The organism is Microcoleus sp. N9_A1, from assembly GCF_036701795.1.
GTDB lineage: Bacteria > Cyanobacteriota > Cyanobacteriia > Cyanobacteriales > Microcoleaceae > Microcoleus.
This window is the reverse complement of record NZ_JAUBRI010000191.1, coordinates 1-1,144: the sequence shown is the minus strand read 5'-3', so window position 1 is coordinate 1,144 and position 1,144 is coordinate 1. Positions and strand designations below refer to the sequence as shown.

Sequence of the window (1,144 nt, the reverse complement as noted above, 5' to 3'; positions counted from 1 at the left end):
AGACATCTCCGAAAACACTCAAAGCCTCTGTATAGTTAAGTTCTAGGACGTAAATGTAATCATCGTAAATTAGCTAGTGTGTACGATGAAGCCAGACTTTGAGATATTTATTGTTGATAATTATGCCAAAATATTGAGTGAACTGTGTTAATTTTAATCTGACGCTTTCACCGCTTTTCCTAATGGTAATATTCAGGCTCCAATTCGCAACCTTACTATTCCACAAATCGTTAAAATTACTTGCTCATATTTTTGGGGATTCAACCTAAATCTTTCTTGGACAACTCGAAATATTTTGAGCGAGCGAATTCGATGTTCAACAAAGATTCTTTTAGCCGAAAATGCTTTGTTTTGTTCTTTTTGTTCAGTTGTTAATTCTCGGTTTCTGGGTTTTTTAATGGGAGTTGTTATTAAATCTTCTCCAACGTAAGCTTTATCTCCCTTAAATCTTTGTTGAGGGTCAAACTCGGAGCGATATTCCCGGAATAAGGTTATATCGCTTTTAGGGCCAGGTTCCCCTGCCACAACATCAACTATATCTCTACCATCTGGCATGATAATTATTTGACTTTTGAATGTATGATTACTCTTCTTGCCTGAAAAGTATTTTTCTTGTTCATCCTTATCTCCAGGTCTCTCTCTGACTTGTTCGTAGGTATCTACTATTAATTCATATTCTGTGAGTATTTCCTTAACTATTGCATGGTCAGCAGCGTTTTTTTTTACTTGTTCCAGCAAGCTAGATGGTAGCAATCAAAGCAGGTGCGGCAACCAATAGTTAAATGTATCATTAGCTGTAGACTCACTTACTCCAAACTGGATGCCCAGAAGTTGAAATGTTGTCATATGCCTCAGATAGACCAAGGTTAAAATTATTTGTTCGGGAAGAGATAGTTTGGGTTTGCGACCTCCTCCCCCAGCAATAATTCTCACTTTCTTTGCTTCTAGTAAAGCTTGTTTTTCATGATGTAATCGTTCGGCATTTTGGAGCAATTGTTGTAACTCTTCATAGGCCAGACCAATTAATCGCTGTGTTTCTTTATGATTTTCTTCAATATGATTCAGGATGTCGCTCATTTTTCTGTGTAAAAAAAGGTCTCTTATGTTCTTTTACCACATAATGTTACTATTTTGGAGATGTCTA

The 1,144-nt window shown here is 36.5% G+C and carries 2 protein-coding genes; both read right to left on the bottom strand.

Translation table 11 applies throughout. From position 1 onward, the window contains the following. Positions 1–192: 192 nt before the first annotated feature. On the bottom strand, positions 193–738 hold the full coding sequence (locus tag QUA58_RS31380; protein WP_333398025.1) for a transposase family protein: 546 nt from the start codon (positions 736–738) through the stop codon (positions 193–195). 15 nt (positions 739–753) lie between these two features. After that, positions 754–1,077 carry a transposase family protein gene (locus QUA58_RS31375; protein ID WP_333398024.1) on the bottom strand — a complete coding sequence of 108 codons (324 nt, stop codon included), beginning with the start codon at positions 1,075–1,077 and terminating at the stop codon, positions 754–756. Positions 1,078–1,144 lie beyond the last annotated feature (67 nt).